Raw genomic sequence first — 19,479 nt, 5'->3', positions numbered from 1 at the left:
TACTGCCGAAAGCTGTACGGCCGGCAATGTCCCAGCTGTCATAACTGCTATCCCTGGTAGTTCCCGTTTCTATAAGGGAGGGATTGTGGCATATGCCAATGAAGTAAAGCAAAGCCTTCTGCATGTTAGTCAGGAAACACTGGAAAAGTATGGGGCGGTAAGCGAAGAAACCGTAGTGGAAATGGTGAAAGGTGTCATGGAGACTCTGGGGACGGATTATGCAGTTGCTACATCGGGTATTGCCGGACCTGCAGGAGGTACGCCTGAAAAACCTGTCGGCACGATCTGGGTGGCTGCCGGAAATAAAGAAAAAATACTAACTGCCAAATTAACGGAAGACGAAGGACGGGAGAAAAAATATACAGGCTGCAACGGCAAAAAACTCTGCAATTGCTGCTTGATTTGTGCCAAAATCAGGAAAATGAGCACTAATTTTGCAATTAACAGGTGATTTACTTGCTTATATAAAATAAAATCGCTTACTTTGCACTCCGTTTGAAAGAACCATGAATAAAACTATAAAAACTAGATAGAAATGTCGAAAATTTGTCAAATTACCGGAAAGAAAGCCATGATTGGCAACAATGTTTCACACTCTAAGAGAAGAACAAAAAGAACTTTTGATGTGAACTTGTTTACGAAGAAATTCTACTATGTAGAACAGGATTGCTGGATTAGCCTGAACATCTGCGCTAACGGCTTGCGTGTTATTAACAAAAAAGGACTGGATGCAGCGCTGAATGAAGCTGTTGCAAACGGTTACTGTGATTGGAAAACTATCAAAATTATTGGTTAATTAAAAGGAGAAGAAAACTATGGCTAAAAAAGCTAAAGGTAACAGAGTACAGGTAATCCTTGAATGTACAGAAATGAAGGATAGTGGTATGCCGGGAACTTCTCGTTATATTACGACAAAGAACAGAAAGAATACCACTGAAAGATTGGAATTGAAGAAATACAATCCTATTTTGAAAAGAGTAACAGTTCATAAAGAAATTAAATAATAGTAGACCATGGCAAAGAAAACAGTCGCAACCCTTCAGACAGGTAAAGAAGGCCGTTCTTATACTAAGGTTATCAAAATGGTTAAGTCTCCGAAAACGGGTGCTTACGTTTTTGACGAACAGATGGTTCCTAACGATAAAGTACAGGACTTCTTCAAGAAATAATTTAGCGAAAACATATATATGCTAAATAAAAGTTCCTTTCATGATTGAATGAAAGGAACTTTTTTTTGTGTGTCTACAAGATTAGTTATATCTTTGTTCCATAAACAGATAAACAATAGAACCGTATGGGATTATTTAGTTTTTTCTCAAAGGAAAAGAAAGAAACATTGGATAAAGGCTTATCCAAAACCAAAGAAAGTGTATTTGGCAAGATTGCGCGTGCGGTTGCCGGCAAGTCGAAAGTGGACGATGAAGTACTGGATAACCTGGAAGAGGTACTTATTACATCGGACGTGGGAGTGGAGACAACGCTGAATATCATCAAGCGCATAGAAGCTCGCGTAGCCAGGGATAAATATGTCAATACGCAGGAACTGAATAATATTCTCCGGGAAGAGATTGCAGCTTTGCTGACAGAAAACAATACGGTAGATTCTGAGGACTTCAGTGTTCCGGAGGACAAGAAGCCTTATGTCATTATGGTGGTCGGCGTCAATGGAGTAGGAAAGACTACAACTATCGGTAAATTAGCTTATCAGTTTAAGAAAGCCGGTAAGTCTGTCTACCTGGGAGCTGCCGATACTTTCCGTGCTGCTGCCGTTGAACAGCTTGTTATCTGGGGAGAGCGTGTGGGCGTTCCTGTTGTCAAACAGAAAATGGGGGCTGACCCTGCATCTGTCGCTTTCGATACGCTGAGTTCTGCCGTTGCCAATCAGGCAGATGTTGTCATCATTGATACGGCGGGCCGTTTGCATAATAAGATCGGACTGATGAACGAGCTGACAAAAATCAAGAATGTCATGCGTAAGGTGGTTCCGGATGCTCCTCACGAAGTCTTGCTGGTGCTTGACGGATCAACAGGCCAGAATGCCTTTGAACAGGCCAAACAGTTTACGCTGGCTACGGAAGTGAATGCCATGGCTATTACCAAACTGGATGGAACGGCAAAAGGTGGAGTTGTGATCGGTATCTCTGATCAGTTTAAGATTCCGGTTAAATATATTGGCTTGGGTGAAGGTATAGAAGATCTTCAGGTGTTCCGCCGCCGCGAATTTGTAGATTCATTATTTGGACCAACGACTGCTAAATGAAAAAAAATACAATTGATATTATAACTTTAGGCTGCTCTAAAAATCTGGTTGATTCGGAAAAGCTGATGAAGCAGCTTGAAGCCAATGGATATAAAGTGACTCACGACAGCGATCATCCGCAGGGAGAAATTGCGGTGATCAATACATGTGGCTTTATTGGAGATGCAAAGGAAGAGTCGATAAACATGATTCTGGAATTTTGTCAGGCAAAGGAAGAAGGTCGTCTGAAGAAACTCTTTGTAATGGGTTGTCTCTCAGAACGCTATCTGCAAGAGCTTACGGGCGAAATTCCACAAGTGGATAAATTCTATGGAAAGTTCAACTGGAATGACCTGCTGAATGATTTGGGCAAATCTTATCATTCGGAGTTTGCCATTGAACGTCATCTGACTACTCCTTCTCATTATGCTTATCTGAAGATATCGGAAGGATGCGACCGCAAGTGTTCATATTGTGCTATTCCGATTATTACAGGCCGTCATGTGTCTCGTCCGATGGAAGAAATTCTGGATGAGGTCCGTCTGCTGGTTTCTCAGGGGGTAAAGGAGTTTCAGGTTATTGCCCAGGAACTGACTTACTATGGCGTTGATCTGTATAAAAAACAGATGTTGCCTGAGCTGATCGAGAAGATGGCGGAAATTCCCGGAGTGGAATGGATCCGTCTTCATTATGCTTATCCGGCTGCATTTCCTGAAGACTTGTTCCGGGTGATGCGGGAACATGACAATGTCTGCAAATACATGGATATTGCCTTGCAGCATATCAGTGACAACATGCTTCAGAAGATGCGCCGTCATGTAAGTAAGGCGGAAACTTATCGTCTGATAGAACGTTTCCGTGAAGAAGTTCCGGGTATTCATTTGCGTACCACGTTGATGGTAGGGCATCCCGGAGAAACGGAGGAAGATTTTGAAGAACTGAAGGAATTCGTGCGGAAGGCCCGTTTCGACCGGATGGGAGCATTTGCTTATTCAGAAGAGGAAGGTACCTATTCGGCACAGAATTATTCGGATGATATTCCGGAAGAAGTCAAACATCGGCGGCTGGATGAGCTGATGGCTGTTCAGCAGGAAATATCGGCCGATCTTACTCATGCCAAGATTGGTAAAGAGTTTAAAGTGATTATCGACCGTAAAGAAGGAGATTATTTTATTGGCCGTACAGAATTTGATTCTCCTGAAGTTGATCCTGAAGTACTGATCAAAGATGAAGGACAGAACCTTGTCATCGGTTCTTTCTATCAGGTAAAGGTTTATGATGCGGATGATTTTGATTTGTACGCAACATTGATATGATCTAAATGCGAACCCTTTCATGAACAGCAAGGAATTTACAGGCGAACTTTCACGACGTCTCGGTTACACGAACAAAGATGCTGCCGTACTGGTGGCATCTTTGGTTGATATTATGGCTCAGGAATTGCAGGAAAGCAATGTCCTGACATTTCAGGAATTCGGAACCTTTGAAGTGAAGAAGAAAATGGAGAGAATTGTTGTCAATCCGGTTACCCGGCAACGCTTGCTGGTTCCTCCCAAATTAAGTTTGACATTCAAGCCTTGTCCGGCATTGAAGGGAAAGGTGAAAAATGAAGATGCCCAATGAATGAGAAAGTAACCTTACAGGCTCTGGCTGAACAACTGGCAAGTCGTCATCAGATGGAACAGGCGGATGCGGAAGCATTTGTTCAGACATTTGTAGCCTTGATTGAAGAAGCCCTTCAACAGGAAAAGTACGTCAAGGTAAAAGGACTGGGTACTTTTAAGCTGATAGAAATGTCTGGTCATAACCGGGTGTCGTTTGTTCCTGAAGCCTCTTTGCGTGACCTGATTAACAAGCCTTTTGCCCATTTTGAGACTGTTGTCCTGAATGAAAATACTCACTTTGATGACATGACGGAAGAAGTCCTCAGTACAGATAACTTGTCTGAATCTGAGGAACAGACCGAAGTGGTAGAACCGAAAGCCGTTTCGGATACAGAGAACGCGGACTTGTCTGCTCAGTCTGCCAGTGAAGAGAATACAATCCCGGAGCATGCAGAAAGCCTTGAACATCCGGATAATTCTGAGCATGTGGAAAATTCTGACCATAAGGAAACTGCTGAATGTGAGGGTGATGAATCTGCTCCTGTTAAGGAAGAGGAAACATCTGTAACGCCGGAAGTGTCCCGGTTGGAAAATGAATCAGAGGAAAGTGAAGAAACATTCGGGGAAACTGTGTCGGAAGAACCTGAAGTTCAGGTGAACCGGCGTATTTTCCGGATTCCGTGGTGTATGATTGCAACAGTACTTTTAGCCGGGGTATTGATTGGGGGAGGAATTGTCTGGGCTCTTTTATCGGGACGGAGGTATATTCCCGAATCTTTGGTATACTATTGGATGAAAGAACATGTATCCGTAGATTCATTGCATCCAGCAGCACAATCTGTAAAAGATACTGTTGTCCTACAACCGGATACGGTGGCTGTGGTTGCAGCCGATACAGTACAAAAAAAACATTCCGAGCCTGAACAGCCTGTTAAGGTTCCTGCCCGGAGAGAAACTTTGGCTGATACGGTGGATTACGATATTCAGGGAACTCAGACCACTCACACAATCCAAAAAGGAGAGAGTCTGGCTAAAATTTCCCTGAAGTATTATGGGACGAAGAAGTTGTGGCCTTATCTGGTACGTCATAATAAGAAAATCATCAAGAATCCGAATAATGTACCAATTGGAACTGTGATTCAGATACCGGTATTGGTCCCAGCTCAGGAATGAGATCTGAAAATCCGGACAGAACCGCTTTAATTTAAACTTCTTTAGTCCAATAAGACTTAAAACAGATCACTCGTCTGTATTTTTTAATAAAAATTAGTTGTGCCTGTTAATTGAATGACTTAATTTTGGGCAGCCTTAGAAGAAAAGTCTTCTGTGAGGTCAAGAGATAGATTAAAATGAACTTATTAAAATAAGAAAGAAATTATGGCTGAAGCTATTGACATTCGTGAATTAAACGAACGCATTGAACGCCAGAGTGCATTCGTTACCAACCTGATGACCGGTATGGATCAGGTGATTGTAGGACAGAAACATCTTGTTGAATCATTATTGATTGGTTTGTTGTCAGATGGACATATCTTGCTGGAAGGTGTCCCTGGTCTGGCAAAGACTTTGGCAATCAAGACTCTGGCTTCTTTGATTGATGCGAAATACAGTCGTGTTCAGTTTACTCCGGATTTGTTGCCTGCCGATGTGCTCGGTACGATGATTTACAGTCAGAAGGATGAACGCTTTGTAACCAATAAGGGACCAATCTTTGCAAACTTTGTTTTGGCAGATGAAATCAACCGTGCACCGGCAAAAGTTCAGAGTGCTTTGCTGGAAGCCATGCAGGAACGTCAGGTAACTCTGGGTAAGGAAACTTTCCCGTTGCCTTCTCCTTTCCTGGTTATGGCAACCCAGAACCCGATAGAACAGGAGGGTACTTATCCGCTGCCGGAAGCTCAGGTGGACCGTTTCATGCTGAAGGTTCTGATTGACTATCCGAAGCTGGAGGAAGAAAAGAAAATTATCCGTCAGAATATTTCGGGTGAGAAGATTGAGGTTCGTCCGATTCTTAAGTCAGAAGATATTCTGGAAGCACGCAAGGTAGTCCGTCAGGTTTATCTGGACGAAAAGATTGAACAGTATATTGCAGACATTGTATTTGCAACACGTTATCCGGAACAATATGATTTGAAGGAACTGAAAAACCTGATTGGTTTTGGCTGCTCTCCGCGTGCGTCTATTAACCTGGCATTGGCTGCCCGCAGTTATGCGTTCATTAAGCGCAGAGGATATGTTATTCCGGAAGATGTTCGTGCGGTTGCTCATGATGTATTGCGTCATCGTATCGGATTGACTTATGAAGCTGAAGCTACCAATGTGACATCAGACGAGATTGTAAGCAAGATATTAAATAAGGTAGAAGTGCCCTGATTCAAGGTGAATAGTTGATTGAGAATGGAAACAAATGAACTCTTAAAACGTGTTCGTCAGATTGAGATCAAAACACGTGGACTTTCGAGTAACATCTTTGCCGGTCAGTATCATTCGGCCTTTAAAGGCAGGGGTATGTCGTTTGCGGAAGTACGTGAATATCAATATGGTGACGACGTACGTGATATAGACTGGAACGTTACGGCCCGTTTTGACAAGCCGTTCGTAAAGGTATTCGAAGAGGAGAGGGAATTGACCGTCATGTTGCTGGTGGATGTATCCAACAGTTTGGATTTTGGAACGATACAGCAAATGAAAAAGGATATGGTAACTGAGATTGCAGCTACCATAGCCTTTTCTGCCATTCAGAACAACGATAAAATCGGGGTGATTTTCTTCTCTGATCGAATAGAAAAATTTATTCCTCCCAAGAAGGGACGTAAACACATTCTGTATATTATCCGTGAGTTGCTGGGTTTTAAGCCTGAAAGTAAACGGACTAATTTACAGGGAGCGATCGAATATCTGACGAATGTGCTTAAAAAACGTTGCACGGCTTTCGTCCTGAGTGATTTTATTGACGACAGTGATTTCAAGAATGCACTGACCGTAGCAAACCGAAAACATGACGTAATTGCTATGCAGGTGTATGACCGCCGTATGGAGGAATTGCCCGATGTGGGATTGATGCGGGTGCGTGATGCGGAAACAGGCCATGAACAGTGGATTGATACTTCTTCAAAGGCTCTGCGGAATGCCCATCATGCCTGGTGGATGGAACGTCAGGAAAAATTGAATGATATTTTTACTCGTAGCAATGTCGATTCGGTTTCTGTGCGGACTGATCAGGATTATGTGAAAGCACTGATGAACTTATTTGCAAAACGAAACTGATAGAGAAATGAAACATACATTATTCGATGGCGGACTGAGTTGGTTTAAGGTGTGCTGCTGTATGTTGCTTTTATGGATATCTGTTCCCTCAGCGCGGGCACAGGTGTCGGTAGAAGCGACTATTGATTCTTTGCAGCTGCTGATTGGTGAGCAGACTAAAGTCCGACTTCAAGTGAGCATGGACGCTAATCAAAAGTTGCGTCTTCCTGTAGTTGCAGACACATTGGTCAGAGGGGTTGAAGTGCTGGATGTAGCCAAACCTGATACCCAACTGTTGAATGACAATAAGCGATGGCTGATTTCGCAGGAATATACAATTACTTCTTTTGATTCGGCTTTGTATTATCTGCCTCCTTTTGAGGTATTGGTGAATGACCAGAGTTACCGTTCGGAAGCATTGGCTCTGAAAGTATATTCTGTTCCCGTTGATACTCTTCATCCGGATCAGTTTTTTGGTCCGAAGGGAGTGCAGGAGGTTCCTCTTACATGGGATGACGTGGCACCACTGGTGTATGCCTTGTTATTGATGATTATATTGGGAGGTGTTTCTGTCTTCTTTGTGATCCGTTATCGAAATAATAAGCCTATCATCAAGATTATCCGTGTTGAGCCTAAATTACCTCCTCATCAACTGGCTATGAAGAAAATCGAGGAGATCAAGGCTGATAAAATGGCCAGAGCCAATGATCCGAAGAAATATTATACGGAGTTGACCGAGGTTATCCGTATGTATATTAGAGAACGTTTCGGGTTTAATGCAATGGAAATGACTTCAGCGGAGATTATTGAGCGTTTATTGCAGGAAGACAAGGAATCCGTTAAAGATCTGAGAACTTTGTTTGAAACGGCGGACCTTGTTAAATTTGCCAAGCATGCACCGCTGATGAATGAAAATGATATGAATCTGGTGAATGCCGTAGACTTCATTAATCAGACAAAGGTGGAGGAAGATCCGAATGCCAAGAAAGAACCGACAGAGATAAAGGTAGAGGAAAAACGTTCGAAACAGGGACGTATTGTTTTGCTGGCCAGCATTGCCGTGACCGGTCTGGCTGCTGTCGTGGCATTGTATGTTGCAGTGAGACATATCATTGACCTTTTCTTTTAATGTTTAAACTCATGGACTATGATTTTTGCTAATATTGAATATCTGTTTTTATTGCTTTTGCTTATACCTTATATAATATGGTATATCATGAAGCGGAAAAAAACAGAACCAACCATGCAGGTTTCTACTACGCGTATGTACATGAATGCGCCGAAGAGTTGGAAACTTTATTTGCTACATGCTCCGTTTCTGTTACGTATTGTGGCTTTTGTTATGATCGTATTGGTACTGGCCCGTCCTCAGACTACGGATAACTGGCAGAATACGGAAATTGAAGGAATTGATATTATGCTGGCAGTGGATGTTTCGACCAGTATGTTGGCAGAAGACTTAAAGCCGAATCGTCTGGAAGCAGCCAAACAGGTAGCTGCTGAATTTATAAACGGCCGTCCGAATGATAACATTGGTCTGACAATCTTTGCAGGAGAAGCATTTACCCAATGTCCGTTGACGGTAGATCATGGAGTACTGTTGAATCTGTTTCAGAGTATTAAATGTGATATCGCCCAGAAAGGTCTGATTATGGATGGTACGGCTCTGGGTATGGGCCTGGCAAATGCAGTGAGCCGCCTGAAAGACAGCAAGGCAAAGTCAAAAGTTATTATTTTGCTGACGGATGGTGTCAACAACCGTGGAGATATTTCTCCGTTGACGGCTGCAGAAATAGCCAAACAGTTTGGTATCCGTGTATACACAATTGGGGTTGGAACCAATGGAACGGCACCATATCCGATGCAGACTTATGCCGGAGTGCAATATGTACAGGTCCCGGTGGAGATTGATGAGCAGACTTTGACTCAGATAGCTGGCACAACAAACGGAAATTATTTCCGTGCCACCAGTAATTCAAAATTGAAGGAAGTTTATCAGGAGATTGATAAGTTGGAAAAAACGAAACTGAATGTGAAAGAATTCAGCAAGCGGGAAGAAGACTATGAAGTGTTTGCTTTAGTGGCTTTCTTGTGTATCTTGTTGGAGATCCTTCTGCGTAATTCAGTTCTTAAGAAAATACCTTAAATGAAATAAGCCATGTTTCGATTTGGAGAACCATTATATCTATATTTGCTTCTTGTACTGCCTTTTCTGGTAGCTTTTTATCTATATTCCAATTATAGAAGGCGCAAGAAGTTGCGTCAGTATGGTGACCCCGTACTGATGGCACATTTAATGCCGGCGGTATCCAAATATCGTCCGGATGTAAAGTTCTGGCTGATGTGGTCAGCTCTGGCGATGATTATTTTTATGCTGGCGCGTCCTCAGTTTGGCTCTAAGATGGAAACTGTGAAGCGTCAGGGTGTAGAAACGGTTGTGGCTCTGGATATTTCAAACTCTATGTTGGCTCAGGATGTAACTCCAAGTCGTCTGGAGAAATCAAAGAAACTGATATCTCGTCTGGTTGAAACATTCAATAATGACAAAGTTGCCATGATTGTGTTTGCCGGCGAAGCTTTTGCCCAGTTGCCTATAACCAGTGATTACATTTCGGCCAAAATGTTTCTGGAATCTATCTCTCCTTCACTCATTGCAACACAAGGTACTGATATTCGTGGAGCAATCGATCTGGCTATGAAGAGTTTTACTCCTAATGAAGGAGTCGGACGTGCTATCGTATTGATCACGGATGGTGAGAACCACGAAGGTGGAGCTGTGGAAGCTGCGAAAGCTGCTGCCGAAAAAGGTGTCCGTGTCTTTGTTCTGGGTGTAGGTTCTCCCGACGGATCTCCTATTCCCGTGGAAGGAACGAACGAATTCCGGCGTGACAAGGATGGAAATGTTGTTGTCACTCGTTTAAATGAAGAGATGTGCCGTGAAATTGCACAGGCGGGAAACGGAATGTATGTCCGTGTAGACAACACGAATAATGCAGAAAAAGCATTGAATGCAGAAATCAATAAATTGGCAAAAGCTGATGTCGAGACTCAGGTGTTTACGGAATTTGATGAGCAATTCCAGGTTTTGGCATGGCTGGCTTTGTTGTTGCTTGCTGCTGAATTGATGATCTTGAATCGTAAAAATCCACTTTTCAAGAATGTAAAACTCTTTAAATGAGATAGAGTATGAAGCGAATAAAATGGATGTTACTGATATGTGCTTGTTCCGTGACAGCAGTTTATGGTCAGAAGACGGATCGTGATTATCTGCGCAGTGGAAACAAGCTTTATAAAGACAGCCTTTTTGTTAAGGCAGAAGTAGATTATCGGAAAGCGCTTGAGGTGAACCCGAAATCGGCTGATGCATTGTATAATCTGGGAAACTCTTTACTGATGCAGGAAAAAGGAAAGGAAGCGATGGAGCAGCTGGATGCGGCTTCCCGACTTGAGAAAGATAAGGAAAAGCTGGCTCATATTTATCATAACATGGGCGTAATTCTCCAGGCTTCCAAGCAGTTGCCTCAGTGTATAGAAGCATATAAGCAAGCCCTGCGGAATAATCCGAAAGATGATGAAACACGTTATAATCTGGCTTTGGCACAGAAGCTGTTGAAAGATCAGCAGCAACAGCAGGATCAGAATCAGCAGCAGGAACAGAAGCAAGACCAGAAACAGGACGAAAAAGAGCAGAATAAGGATCAGCAGGATCAGAACAAGAAACAGCAGAACCAGAATAATCAGCAACAGCAGAACCAGAATCAGATGTCGAAGGAAAACGCTGAGCAACTGTTGAATGCTGTGATGCAGGATGAAAAGAATGTCCAGGATAAAGTGAAGAAAGCTATTCAGATGCAAGGCCGGAAACTGGAAAAAGACTGGTGATGCGGGTAATGTGGACAAAATAGACCAAGGACTAGAAGTACAATGTTGAATAATAAAAAAGATAGATAAAATGAGAAAATTGATTTTCTTACTGCTATTGTTGACTGTTACTGTTCAGACATGGGCAGACGGTAAAGTCACGCTGACTGCCGAGGCTCCGGAGGTGGTCGTAAGCGGAGATCAGTTCCGATTGACCTTTACAGTCAATTCGCAGAGTGTAAAAGATTTCCGTGCTCCTTCTATAACAAAGGGGTTTGAGGTTCTGATGGGGCCGAGCCGTTCCCAACAATATGGTTCATACACGATTAATGGAAAAACTGTCGTAAACAAATCTGTGACTTACACCTATATCCTGATGGCAGGTGATGCCGGAACCTATACGATTCCAGCAGCAAGCATTCAGGCTGAAGGAGAGAAAATCTTTTCAAATTCACTGCAGGTGAAAGTTCTTCCTCCGGATAAGACATCCAACAGTTCCAATGGTGGAAGTAAAGGCTCAGCAAATTCTTCACGTAATCAGGCTGCCGGAAGCCGGATCACAGATAAAGATTTGTTTATGCTCGCAACGGCCAATAAGACCACTGTGCATGAGCAAGAGGCTATTTTGTTGACATATAAACTGTATTCTACTGTAAATCTTCAGCAGCTGAATGAAGATATGCCGGAGTTGACAGGTTTTCATACTCAGGAAATAGATCTTCCACAGAAGAAGGTATGGTCAATGGAACATTATCAAGGACGAAATTATAACACATTGACATGGCGTCAGTATGTTCTTTTCCCGCAGCAGACCGGTAAACTGGAGATTCCAAGCGTAAAGTTTGAGGGTATTATTGCTCAGCGAATTGCTTCTGATGATCCGTTTGATATCTTTTATAATGGTGGCGGATTTGAACAGGTGAAGAAGGTAATTGTTGCTCCTAAAGTAAATATAACTGTATTGCCTTTGCCGGCTAAACCAGCGAACTTCTCTGGTGGAGTTGGTGAATTCTCGTTGACTTCTTCCATTAATGCAACGGAAGTAAAAACGAATGATGCTGTTACAATTAAGCTTACAATTAAAGGATCGGGGAATATGAAGTTGCTGAATACGCCTGAAATCAAGTTCCCTCAAGATTTTGAAATATATGATCCGAAAGTAGAAAACCAGTTTGAGACTTCAAGTAATGGAGTAACAGGAACCAAGACTATTGAATATCTGGCAATACCGCGTCATGCCGGATCTTTCACGATTCCTCCAGTAGAATTTACCTATTTTGACTTGAAGAGTAATTCCTACAAAACCTTGAAAACTCAGGCTTATGAACTGAAGGTTGCTAAAGGTCAGGGAAATGCGGATCAAGTGATTGCAGACTTCACCAATAAAGAAAGTGTGAAGGTACTGGGTAAGGATATTCGTTTTATTAAGTTGGGAGATACTTCCTTGACTCGCAAAGGTGATTTCTTCTTCGGAACGATATCTTACTGGATGTGGTATCTGATACCGTTCGTTTTGTTTGTAGCTTTTGTAATTGTTTATCGCAAGCAGGCTATGGAAAATGCCAATGTTGCAAAGGTAAAGACCAAAAAGGCCAATAAGGTTGCAACAAAACGTATGAAACTTGCCGGTAAGCTGTTGGCAGAAAACAAGAAGAATGAATTTTATGATGAGGTCTTGAAAGCTCTTTGGGGATATATCAGTGATAAACTGAACATTCCGGTATCCATGCTTTCAAAAGATAATATTGAGGCTGAACTCGCGAAGTATGGCGTTTCTAATGAATTAATTGCTGATTTCATTCATGCATTGAATGAATGTGAGTTTGCACGTTATGCTCCGGGCAATGAAAATGAGGCCATGGATAAGGTGTATGCAGCATCGATTGATATTATCAGTAAAATGGAAAATAGTATTAAACGCTAAAGAATAGGAGAGTGTCTGACATGAGAAAGATATCATTCTTCATTATATTTTTGTTGAGCTTCGTGCAGTTTGTTCAGGCTGAGTCTTTTACAAAGGCAGATGCAGATAAGGCTTATCAGGAGAATAAATATGCTGAAGCAATCAAAATGTATGAAAATATTTTAGCAACTCAGGGAGAGTCTGCAGTTGTTTATTACAACTTGGGAAACAGCTATTTTAAAGAGAAAAATATGGCCAAGGCTGTATTGAATTATGAACGGGCCTTATTGTTGAATCCGGGAGATGCAGATATTCGCTTCAATCTGGATATGGCCAGAAGCAAAACTGTTGACCAGATTACTCCTGCTACAGAGGTTTTCATCGTAACCTGGGTTAATTCGCTGACCAATATGCAAAGCGAGAGAGGATGGGCTAAGATCGGCATTGTCTCTTTCATCTGTTTATTGGTTGGGCTGGCATTGTATATCTTTAGCAAACGACTTTTTGTCCGGAAAATAGGATTTATCGGTGCTATTATCTTACTGGTAGTGACTGTTTGCGCTAATTTATTTGCGCGTCAGCAAAAAAATGAACTGATGGATCGCATAGGAGCTATTGTGATGTCACCTACTGTAACAGTTAAAAGTACACCGGATGAGAGCGGAACGGAATTGTTCGTCCTGCATGAAGGAACCAAGGTTTTTGTGGAAGATAACTCGATGAAAGGTTGGAAAGAAATCCGTCTGGAAGATGGAAATAAGGGATGGATTCCGACAGAAGCAATTGAAATCATTTAAAGAAGGAAGTTATGATAGACATACAGCAACTTATTGAAGCAGACCGTAACTTGTTATTGGCTTTGAATGGAAGTCATTCTTTGTTCTGGGACGGTTTTATGTGGGTAGTGACCAGTACGGTAACCTGGGTTCCTGCAGCAATTATCTTGCTGTATGTTATATTTAGGAATAACAAGTTGCCACAATCGATTTTCATTCTCCTGATGATAGCCTTGGTGATAACCTTGGCAGATCAGTTGGCTTCAAGTGTATGTAAGCCCTATTTTGCCCGTTTCAGGCCGACTCAGGATCCGGAGATTATGTACCTGGTTCATACGGTGAATGGCTATAGGGGAGGCCTGTATGGCTTTATATCAAGTCATGCAGCAAATACATTTGGGGTAGCAATGTTTGTATCATTGCTGATTCGGAATAAGTGGCTGACTCTTTCTATGTTTGTATGGGCTGCCATACCTTCATATTCCCGTATCTATTTGGGGGTGCATTATCCTGGAGATATACTGGCCGGGGCTTTGGAAGGATGTCTGATTGCGTTGCTTGTTTATCAGCTTTACCGGATAGTAAGGAATCGGTTTTTTGATCAGCCCAAATACATTTCCAGTCAGTATACAAGCAGTGGATATTCAATAGATGATGTCGGATTGATTCATCTGGTATTATTGCTTTCATACCTCTATGCAATTATTGCGGGAATGATAACGGCAAAAGTTCTTTATTTGTAAAGGAAACTGTCAAAGGCAACTTTCTTGTCAGAAATGTTGCCTTTTTGTTTGTTCTTTCATAATCTTTCCTTATATTTACTCGAAATTAAATAAATGATTTGTCTAACTTAAATTTCAGACTACTATGAACAGAACGATAACTTTTAATGAGCTGCGTAAGATAAAGGATTCTTTACCAACCGGAAGTATGCATCGGATTGCGGATGAATTGAACTTAAGCGTGGAAACCGTACGCAACTTTTTCGGAGGACACAATTTTAAAGATGGAAAGAGTGTAGGAATTCATCTGGAACCGGGACCGGATGGGGGACTTGTTATGCTGGACGATACAACCGTATTAGATAGAGCTATAGCTATCCTGAAAGAAGAAAACGTGTAGGATATTTATTTTTAACGACAGGACACTGATTATAGGATGTATGCGGAGTATCGTTATTTCGTATATGCCTGTAATTAGTGTTTTTATTTTTAACCTTATTAAATCGTCAGATTATGGAAGATAAACTTGTTACATTAGCCATCTTGACCTACTCAAAGGCACAGATTTTAAAGAATGTCCTGGAGAATGAAGGAATAGAGTCTTATATTCATAATGTAAATCTCATTCAGCCTGTCATCTCGTCTGGAGTAAGAATTCGTATTAAAGAAAGTGATCTTCCCAGAGCTCTGAAAATTATAGAAAGTTCATCCTGGCTGTCTGATGATGTCTTGAAAGAAGAACCTAAGGAAACAGATCAGAAGGGTAGTAGTAATCAGATCCTGATACCGGTAGATTTTTCTGATTATTCCATGAAAGCCTGTGAATTCGGTTTTGACTTCGCCTCTCGTATTCATGCAGAAGTAGTATTGATGCATGTCTATTTTAGCCCAGTCTATATGCCTAGTTTACAATATGCTACGGAAGGATATGGTATGCCGATGGAATATGATTTGGGGATCAAGAATATGCTGGATGACATTCATAATAAGCTGAATAAGTTGACGGATGCTTTGAAGGAGAGAATCGCCAATAAGGAGCTGCCAGATGTTAAATTTTCATGTATGCTGCGTGAAGGTGTTCCTGAGGAGGAAATTTTGTATTATGCCCGTAAGGAGAAGCCGTTGATCATTATTATGGGAACACGTGGACAGGGGGAAAAGGAACTGGGACTGATTGGTAGTGTGACTGCCGAAGTAATAGAGCGTAGCCCGACTTTTGTATATGCTATTCCTAAGAATGCCAGCTTCAAGACTTTTGGAGAAATTCATAAGGTGGTATTTATTACTAATTTTGATCAGCGGGACCTGGTCGCTTTTGATTCATTGATTACAACTTTCCAGAATTATAAATTCCAGATAGCATTTATTCATTTGAATTCAGATGAGCAACGGCGTACATGGAATGAGATTAAACTGGCAGGAATTAAAGAGTATTTCAAGAAACAATATCCACAGTTGGAAATTAGCTATAATCTGATTGCAGAGGACCAGTTACTGACCAATCTGGATGTGTATGTAAAAGAACAGGCTATCGACGCTCTTTGCATCACGAATTATAAACGGAATGTCTTTGCCCGTTTGTTTAATCCAAGTATTGCCCGTAAGATGATTTTCCATTCGGATACTCCTATATTGATTATCAAATAATGAATAGAGGAGAGATTGCAGCACAAGGGTATGAAATAAAAATATCCTTGTGCTGATATTGTTCTTTGATTTTCCGTAAGCATCCGATTTCCTCATCTTTATTAAACATTTTATCCATAATATCTTTGTCCTTCACAAAAGTATAGGAAATAATTAAATATTGGAAGGATAAAAAATTTATGGCATTATCACACTCAGAAGCTCAGGTTCTTTATGCACGATATTTGAAGAGTGGAATGACACTTGAAAAGTTTTGCAAACTTCACCAAGTTCCTTATTGGGATTTTTCTGACTGGATTAACCAATGGGAAAAATTATATGGAGCAAAGTACGTTGAGAATTCTACGACAATCCAGTATAAGCAAGAAAGGAAACTTTTTTCAAGTGAAAATCCGTCTTTTTCTTCAAATGCTCAAAAAATATTTCCAATAGAGTTTGTAGAAAACAACTCACCTCTACATTTCCCTAATGAACATCCTAGTTTCAATGTTGACCTGGAACTCCCTAAACCTGGAACTATTATAAAAGGTGCCAAACTTACTTTCCCAAGTGGTATGACTGTTAATATACCGCGCATTACAATCAAAGGATTAGTATTAATAGCGATTATGTATGAAGGAAACTGTACTGGGATTGAATAAAGATATGAAATTCTATTTCTGTCCAGAATATGTAAACATGCAGAAGGGCATAGACAGTCTTTGTGGATTTATACGAAGTAATCTAATGCGTGATCCGTTTTCTAATGAGGTATTTATATTTATGGGAAGAAATAAGAAGCAGATAAAGATATTAAGATGGGATGAAGATAAGTTTATACTTTATACAGTTAAGCTATATAATAAAAAAAGATTTACCCCTTATTATAATCCTAGAAAAAACAATTATTATTTAGAATGGAAACAAATTTGTAGCCTTTTATTTTCCATATAAGGAAATTTTTGGGTGTTTTAGTATGTATGTCAAATTTGTCTCATTTTGTGCATTAATATATAAAGTCTATTTTTAGTGCATGAAAAGAAACCATTTAAACGATTTCCTTGTAGAACAAATAAAAAATAAAGACTCTCAAATTGAAGGTCTCAATCAACTTATTTCCAGCCTTATCGAAAAAATCGAATCACTGGAAAAGAATATTTGTTCGTATGAAAATCTTGTGAAAGAACTTCGTGATACTATAAATCTACTCAATAAGAGATTATATGGGTCAAAAAGCGAAAAATCTCACTCAGAGAACTCAGAAAGGACGTATAATGGTGAGAAACTAGGTTCCAAGGGAACTTATCCCAAAGAAAAAATTGAAGAAAAACCGGATAAAAAGTCGAACCCTCGTAAAGCATATAAACGCCCAGAAAGACGTACATACGACGATATAGAAGAGAAAATAGAAATACTTGAACCGGATGCTGAAGAATTAATAGGAGCAAAATTTGTTCGCTCTGAAAAATCATTCCGCTTATATATGATTCCGGCGAAAATTGTAAAAGTAATCTATGACAGAAGGATTTATGCAAAAGACGGGCATTTAATTATGCCTAAACTTCCTTATACTCCAGAAGAATTTTACAGAAGGCACGCAGATCCGTCATTGATGGCTGGTATCCTTACAAATAAATTTCTATATCATTTACCTATACATCGTCAGTTAAATATGTTTGTAAATGCCGGAGCTAAAATCGCGCGTTCAACTTTATATGACTGGTGTGGTACAGCTATCGATGCTCTTGAAGGACTTTATTATTCCATCAGGTCAGAGGTTTTAAAAGGTAACTATTTGAATATAGACGAAACGACAATCTCTGTAATTGATGAAGATGTCCATCATGCAAAGAAAGAATATATGTGGGGGCTTGTTAACACCAGAAGTAAATTGACTTTCTTTGCTTATGAAGATGGCTCTAGAAGCAGGAATGTAATCAGTAACATATTAGAAAGCTATATAGGTACAATTCAAACAGATGGATATTCGGCGTATAAGTCTATAGGAGAAAACGAAAATAATAAAATTCAAAGGTTATCTTGTCTTAGTCATATAAGAAGAAAGTTTTTGGAAAGTAGAGATAACGACAGAGAAAATTCAGAAAAGGCACTTGGAATTATAGATAAAATATATAGGCTTGAAAGATTTTTCAGAAAACAAAAATTTCATCCTGATAAAATAAGAGAGTATAGAATTAGGTATGTAGTGCCGATATTTCATAAATTCAAGAATTGGCTTGAAAAAAGTATATCCAATCCTAAGATTCTCGATGAAACTTTAATCGGGAAGGCCATATCGTATGCCTATCGTGAATTTAAGGCTCTTACGTTAATTTTTGATGATGGATTCTTTAAAGCTGATAACAATGCAGCAGAAAGAGCTATGCGACCATGCAAACTCGGAATGAATAATTATCTTTTCTTCGGAAATCACGAGAGCGCAAGGAGAGGAGCTATTATTTACACTATCATTGAAAGTTGTAAATTAAATGGCATAAATGTGTTCGAATATCTTACAGATGTTTTTAGCAGAGAACCCCAACCAGGAGAAACGTACGATATGTTTCTCCCGAACAGGTGGAATCAATAATTTTTGTCCTTCAATGATTTCTATATTCTTTTTACCTTTGAATTATTCTTAATTATAAGTTATATGAAAAAAGGTAATATGATAGATATAAAAGAGTTCTTCACTCTTCTTTTAATAAGCGTTTTACTAGGTTCTTTGCTGGGTCAGATAGTAAAACTCCTAATATAAATGCTCCTATAAAACAAAAAATATATTTGATTTTGTTATTCCCAGATGTAATATTTATAAAGAAAGAAATAACACCAACGACAGAAGCTATGGTAGCCGCAGTAGTGCTTCTTATCTTTAGTTTTGCAATTTTTTTATCGTCAATAACTTTCTGTCGCAAATCTTCAATATATCCTTTTATGCCATCAGTACTGCATGCAACCTCAATACCTTTATGGGTTAACGTTATATTATTACCTATTCTTTCAATCAATTGATACCTCTTAATTAATATTGTATCTAAAATAGTATATGACATCTTGCGACTATACTGTTCTTTGTATATCTTTTCTAGATAATCATCTAAGGTTGATTCTCGAACATAATCGTCATTATGTTTAATTGTATATATGGAAAATCGTAAGCATCCGGTAAGCATCCGCCTATTGGGTGTAAATATACAAAATATAATTTAGTTCCCCATTTTATTGGGGATTTTTTCGTATATTTGTATTGCCCATTATGAACCTACATTTCGCATCTTCATATCGTGTAATCCGTAAAGTCGGATTCAGAGTGGTTCTCTGTGGGCGCACGATATGAAGATGCGAACTATTTTTATTTACATGTTATTAGATGACCTTAAAATAAAAATATGTAATGATGCTTTAAGTTATATACATCGTAATGACGATTATAGATTAGTCGTAGATCTTTTATTTAATCAAAGATTCAAAGTTGGATACAGATTTATGATTTATATAT

23 protein-coding genes are annotated in these 19,479 nt (G+C 40.0%); 22 read left to right on the top strand and 1 reads right to left on the bottom strand.

What is annotated here, in order from left to right; translation table 11 throughout:
• The 22 genes from BACCOPRO_RS07295 to tnpC all read left to right on the top strand — a co-directional run.
• On the top strand, positions 1 to 451 hold a 451-nt coding region (locus BACCOPRO_RS07295), incomplete at its 5' end, for a CinA family protein (RefSeq protein WP_008142314.1).
• An 84-nt stretch (positions 452 to 535) separates the two neighbouring features.
• Entirely contained in the window at positions 536 to 796 is a 261-nt protein-coding gene (gene rpmB, locus BACCOPRO_RS07290) for a 50S ribosomal protein L28 (RefSeq protein WP_008142313.1), read from the top strand.
• Positions 797 to 815: 19 nt separating this feature from the next.
• A complete protein-coding gene (rpmG, locus tag BACCOPRO_RS07285) occupies positions 816 to 1,004 on the top strand; it encodes a 50S ribosomal protein L33 (protein WP_005841291.1) in 189 nt (62 codons plus the stop codon).
• A gap of 9 nt (positions 1,005 to 1,013) precedes the next feature.
• Positions 1,014 to 1,169, top strand: a complete 156-nt coding sequence (locus tag BACCOPRO_RS17495; protein ID WP_008142311.1) for a DUF4295 domain-containing protein — start codon at positions 1,014 to 1,016, stop codon at positions 1,167 to 1,169.
• 125 nt (positions 1,170 to 1,294) lie between these two features.
• Positions 1,295 to 2,260: a signal recognition particle-docking protein FtsY gene (ftsY, locus tag BACCOPRO_RS07280; RefSeq protein ID WP_008142309.1), complete on the top strand. Its 966-nt coding sequence runs from the start codon at positions 1,295 to 1,297 to the stop codon at positions 2,258 to 2,260.
• The gene (rimO, locus tag BACCOPRO_RS07275) at positions 2,257 to 3,555 is read left to right on the top strand and encodes a 30S ribosomal protein S12 methylthiotransferase RimO (protein WP_008142307.1); all 1,299 of its coding nucleotides are present in this window, start codon (positions 2,257 to 2,259) and stop codon (positions 3,553 to 3,555) included. Before ftsY ends, rimO begins: the two co-directional genes overlap by 4 nt.
• Positions 3,556 to 3,574: 19 nt before the next feature.
• Positions 3,575 to 3,862: an HU family DNA-binding protein gene (locus tag BACCOPRO_RS07270; protein WP_008142305.1), complete on the top strand. Its 288-nt coding sequence runs from the start codon at positions 3,575 to 3,577 to the stop codon at positions 3,860 to 3,862.
• Positions 3,859 to 5,016 (top strand): HU family DNA-binding protein, encoded by a 1,158-nt coding sequence (locus tag BACCOPRO_RS17200; protein WP_008142303.1) that lies wholly within the window; start codon positions 3,859 to 3,861, stop codon positions 5,014 to 5,016. The genes BACCOPRO_RS07270 and BACCOPRO_RS17200 overlap by 4 nt, the downstream gene beginning before the upstream one ends.
• Before the next feature lie 204 nt (positions 5,017 to 5,220).
• Complete coding sequence (locus tag BACCOPRO_RS07260) at positions 5,221 to 6,216, top strand: AAA family ATPase (protein WP_008142301.1); 996 nt, start codon at positions 5,221 to 5,223, stop codon at positions 6,214 to 6,216.
• 24 nt (positions 6,217 to 6,240) lie between these two features.
• Entirely contained in the window at positions 6,241 to 7,110 is an 870-nt protein-coding gene (locus BACCOPRO_RS07255) for a DUF58 domain-containing protein (RefSeq protein ID WP_008142299.1), read from the top strand.
• A 7-nt stretch (positions 7,111 to 7,117) separates the two neighbouring features.
• Positions 7,118 to 8,218 carry a hypothetical protein gene (locus BACCOPRO_RS07250; RefSeq protein ID WP_050765320.1) on the top strand — a complete coding sequence of 367 codons (1,101 nt, stop codon included), beginning with the start codon at positions 7,118 to 7,120 and terminating at the stop codon, positions 8,216 to 8,218.
• 18 nt (positions 8,219 to 8,236) lie between these two features.
• The gene (locus tag BACCOPRO_RS07245) at positions 8,237 to 9,235 is read left to right on the top strand and encodes a vWA domain-containing protein (RefSeq protein ID WP_008142295.1); all 999 of its coding nucleotides are present in this window, start codon (positions 8,237 to 8,239) and stop codon (positions 9,233 to 9,235) included.
• A 12-nt stretch (positions 9,236 to 9,247) separates the two neighbouring features.
• Positions 9,248 to 10,267 carry a VWA domain-containing protein gene (locus BACCOPRO_RS07240; RefSeq protein ID WP_008142293.1) on the top strand — a complete coding sequence of 340 codons (1,020 nt, stop codon included), beginning with the start codon at positions 9,248 to 9,250 and terminating at the stop codon, positions 10,265 to 10,267.
• Between the two features lie 8 nt (positions 10,268 to 10,275).
• Entirely contained in the window at positions 10,276 to 10,971 is a 696-nt protein-coding gene (locus BACCOPRO_RS07235) for a tetratricopeptide repeat protein (RefSeq protein WP_008142291.1), read from the top strand.
• A 70-nt stretch (positions 10,972 to 11,041) separates the two neighbouring features.
• Positions 11,042 to 12,874: a BatD family protein gene (locus BACCOPRO_RS07230; RefSeq protein WP_008142290.1), complete on the top strand. Its 1,833-nt coding sequence runs from the start codon at positions 11,042 to 11,044 to the stop codon at positions 12,872 to 12,874.
• A gap of 20 nt (positions 12,875 to 12,894) precedes the next feature.
• Positions 12,895 to 13,650 carry a tetratricopeptide repeat protein gene (locus BACCOPRO_RS07225; RefSeq protein WP_008142288.1) on the top strand — a complete coding sequence of 252 codons (756 nt, stop codon included), beginning with the start codon at positions 12,895 to 12,897 and terminating at the stop codon, positions 13,648 to 13,650.
• Between the two features lie 14 nt (positions 13,651 to 13,664).
• Entirely contained in the window at positions 13,665 to 14,372 is a 708-nt protein-coding gene (locus BACCOPRO_RS07220; RefSeq protein ID WP_040311314.1) for a phosphatase PAP2 family protein, read from the top strand.
• 124 nt (positions 14,373 to 14,496) lie between these two features.
• Entirely contained in the window at positions 14,497 to 14,751 is a 255-nt protein-coding gene (locus BACCOPRO_RS07215; protein WP_008142284.1) for a hypothetical protein, read from the top strand.
• Between the two features lie 113 nt (positions 14,752 to 14,864).
• A complete protein-coding gene (locus tag BACCOPRO_RS07210; protein WP_008142283.1) occupies positions 14,865 to 15,998 on the top strand; it encodes a universal stress protein in 1,134 nt (377 codons plus the stop codon).
• Between the two features lie 179 nt (positions 15,999 to 16,177).
• Positions 16,178 to 16,639, top strand: a complete 462-nt coding sequence (locus BACCOPRO_RS07205; RefSeq protein ID WP_008142280.1) for a hypothetical protein — start codon at positions 16,178 to 16,180, stop codon at positions 16,637 to 16,639.
• Positions 16,611 to 16,931, top strand: coding sequence for an IS66 family insertion sequence element accessory protein TnpB (gene tnpB / locus BACCOPRO_RS07200; protein WP_008142278.1), 321 nt, complete (start codon positions 16,611 to 16,613; stop codon positions 16,929 to 16,931). Before BACCOPRO_RS07205 ends, tnpB begins: the two co-directional genes overlap by 29 nt.
• Before the next feature lie 79 nt (positions 16,932 to 17,010).
• Positions 17,011 to 18,567 carry an IS66 family transposase gene (tnpC, locus tag BACCOPRO_RS07195; RefSeq protein WP_008142275.1) on the top strand — a complete coding sequence of 519 codons (1,557 nt, stop codon included), beginning with the start codon at positions 17,011 to 17,013 and terminating at the stop codon, positions 18,565 to 18,567.
• A 100-nt stretch (positions 18,568 to 18,667) separates the two neighbouring features.
• Here tnpC and BACCOPRO_RS07190 read toward each other — a convergent pair whose 3' ends face one another.
• Entirely contained in the window at positions 18,668 to 19,033 is a 366-nt protein-coding gene (locus tag BACCOPRO_RS07190) for a hypothetical protein (protein WP_040311303.1), read from the bottom strand.
• Between the last annotated feature and the right edge of the window lie 446 nt (positions 19,034 to 19,479).

Origin of the sequence: Phocaeicola coprophilus DSM 18228 = JCM 13818, assembly GCF_000157915.1 — a bacterium.
Classification (GTDB): domain Bacteria; phylum Bacteroidota; class Bacteroidia; order Bacteroidales; family Bacteroidaceae; genus Phocaeicola; species Phocaeicola coprophilus.
Note: the sequence above shows the minus strand (reverse complement) of the source record. Positions and strands in the feature narration are given on the sequence as shown.

Excerpts from the sequence above, each read along its gene's own strand:
- BACCOPRO_RS07255 (WP_008142299.1), top strand. The coding sequence starts at position 6,241 with ATGGAAACAAATGAACTCTTAAAACGTGTTCGTCAGATTGAGATCAAA.
- BACCOPRO_RS07215 (WP_008142284.1), top strand. The coding sequence starts at position 14,497 with ATGAACAGAACGATAACTTTTAATGAGCTGCGTAAGATAAAGGATTCT.
- BACCOPRO_RS07270 (WP_008142305.1), top strand. The coding sequence starts at position 3,575 with ATGAACAGCAAGGAATTTACAGGCGAACTTTCACGACGTCTCGGTTAC.
- BACCOPRO_RS07245 (WP_008142295.1), top strand. The coding sequence starts at position 8,237 with ATGATTTTTGCTAATATTGAATATCTGTTTTTATTGCTTTTGCTTATA.
- rpmB (WP_008142313.1), top strand. The coding sequence starts at position 536 with ATGTCGAAAATTTGTCAAATTACCGGAAAGAAAGCCATGATTGGCAAC.
- ftsY (WP_008142309.1), top strand. The coding sequence starts at position 1,295 with ATGGGATTATTTAGTTTTTTCTCAAAGGAAAAGAAAGAAACATTGGAT.
- BACCOPRO_RS07190 (WP_040311303.1), bottom strand. The coding sequence starts at position 19,033 with ATGTCATATACTATTTTAGATACAATATTAATTAAGAGGTATCAATTG.
- BACCOPRO_RS07250 (WP_050765320.1), top strand. The coding sequence starts at position 7,118 with ATGAAACATACATTATTCGATGGCGGACTGAGTTGGTTTAAGGTGTGC.
- BACCOPRO_RS07205 (WP_008142280.1), top strand. The coding sequence starts at position 16,178 with ATGGCATTATCACACTCAGAAGCTCAGGTTCTTTATGCACGATATTTG.
- BACCOPRO_RS07210 (WP_008142283.1), top strand. The coding sequence starts at position 14,865 with ATGGAAGATAAACTTGTTACATTAGCCATCTTGACCTACTCAAAGGCA.
- rimO (WP_008142307.1), top strand. The coding sequence starts at position 2,257 with ATGAAAAAAAATACAATTGATATTATAACTTTAGGCTGCTCTAAAAAT.
- rpmG (WP_005841291.1), top strand. The coding sequence starts at position 816 with ATGGCTAAAAAAGCTAAAGGTAACAGAGTACAGGTAATCCTTGAATGT.
- BACCOPRO_RS07240 (WP_008142293.1), top strand. The coding sequence starts at position 9,248 with ATGTTTCGATTTGGAGAACCATTATATCTATATTTGCTTCTTGTACTG.
- tnpC (WP_008142275.1), top strand. The coding sequence starts at position 17,011 with ATGAAAAGAAACCATTTAAACGATTTCCTTGTAGAACAAATAAAAAAT.
- BACCOPRO_RS07260 (WP_008142301.1), top strand. The coding sequence starts at position 5,221 with ATGGCTGAAGCTATTGACATTCGTGAATTAAACGAACGCATTGAACGC.
- BACCOPRO_RS07235 (WP_008142291.1), top strand. The coding sequence starts at position 10,276 with ATGAAGCGAATAAAATGGATGTTACTGATATGTGCTTGTTCCGTGACA.
- BACCOPRO_RS17200 (WP_008142303.1), top strand. The coding sequence starts at position 3,859 with ATGAATGAGAAAGTAACCTTACAGGCTCTGGCTGAACAACTGGCAAGT.
- tnpB (WP_008142278.1), top strand. The coding sequence starts at position 16,611 with ATGAAGGAAACTGTACTGGGATTGAATAAAGATATGAAATTCTATTTC.
- BACCOPRO_RS07230 (WP_008142290.1), top strand. The coding sequence starts at position 11,042 with ATGAGAAAATTGATTTTCTTACTGCTATTGTTGACTGTTACTGTTCAG.
- BACCOPRO_RS07225 (WP_008142288.1), top strand. The coding sequence starts at position 12,895 with ATGAGAAAGATATCATTCTTCATTATATTTTTGTTGAGCTTCGTGCAG.
- BACCOPRO_RS17495 (WP_008142311.1), top strand. The coding sequence starts at position 1,014 with ATGGCAAAGAAAACAGTCGCAACCCTTCAGACAGGTAAAGAAGGCCGT.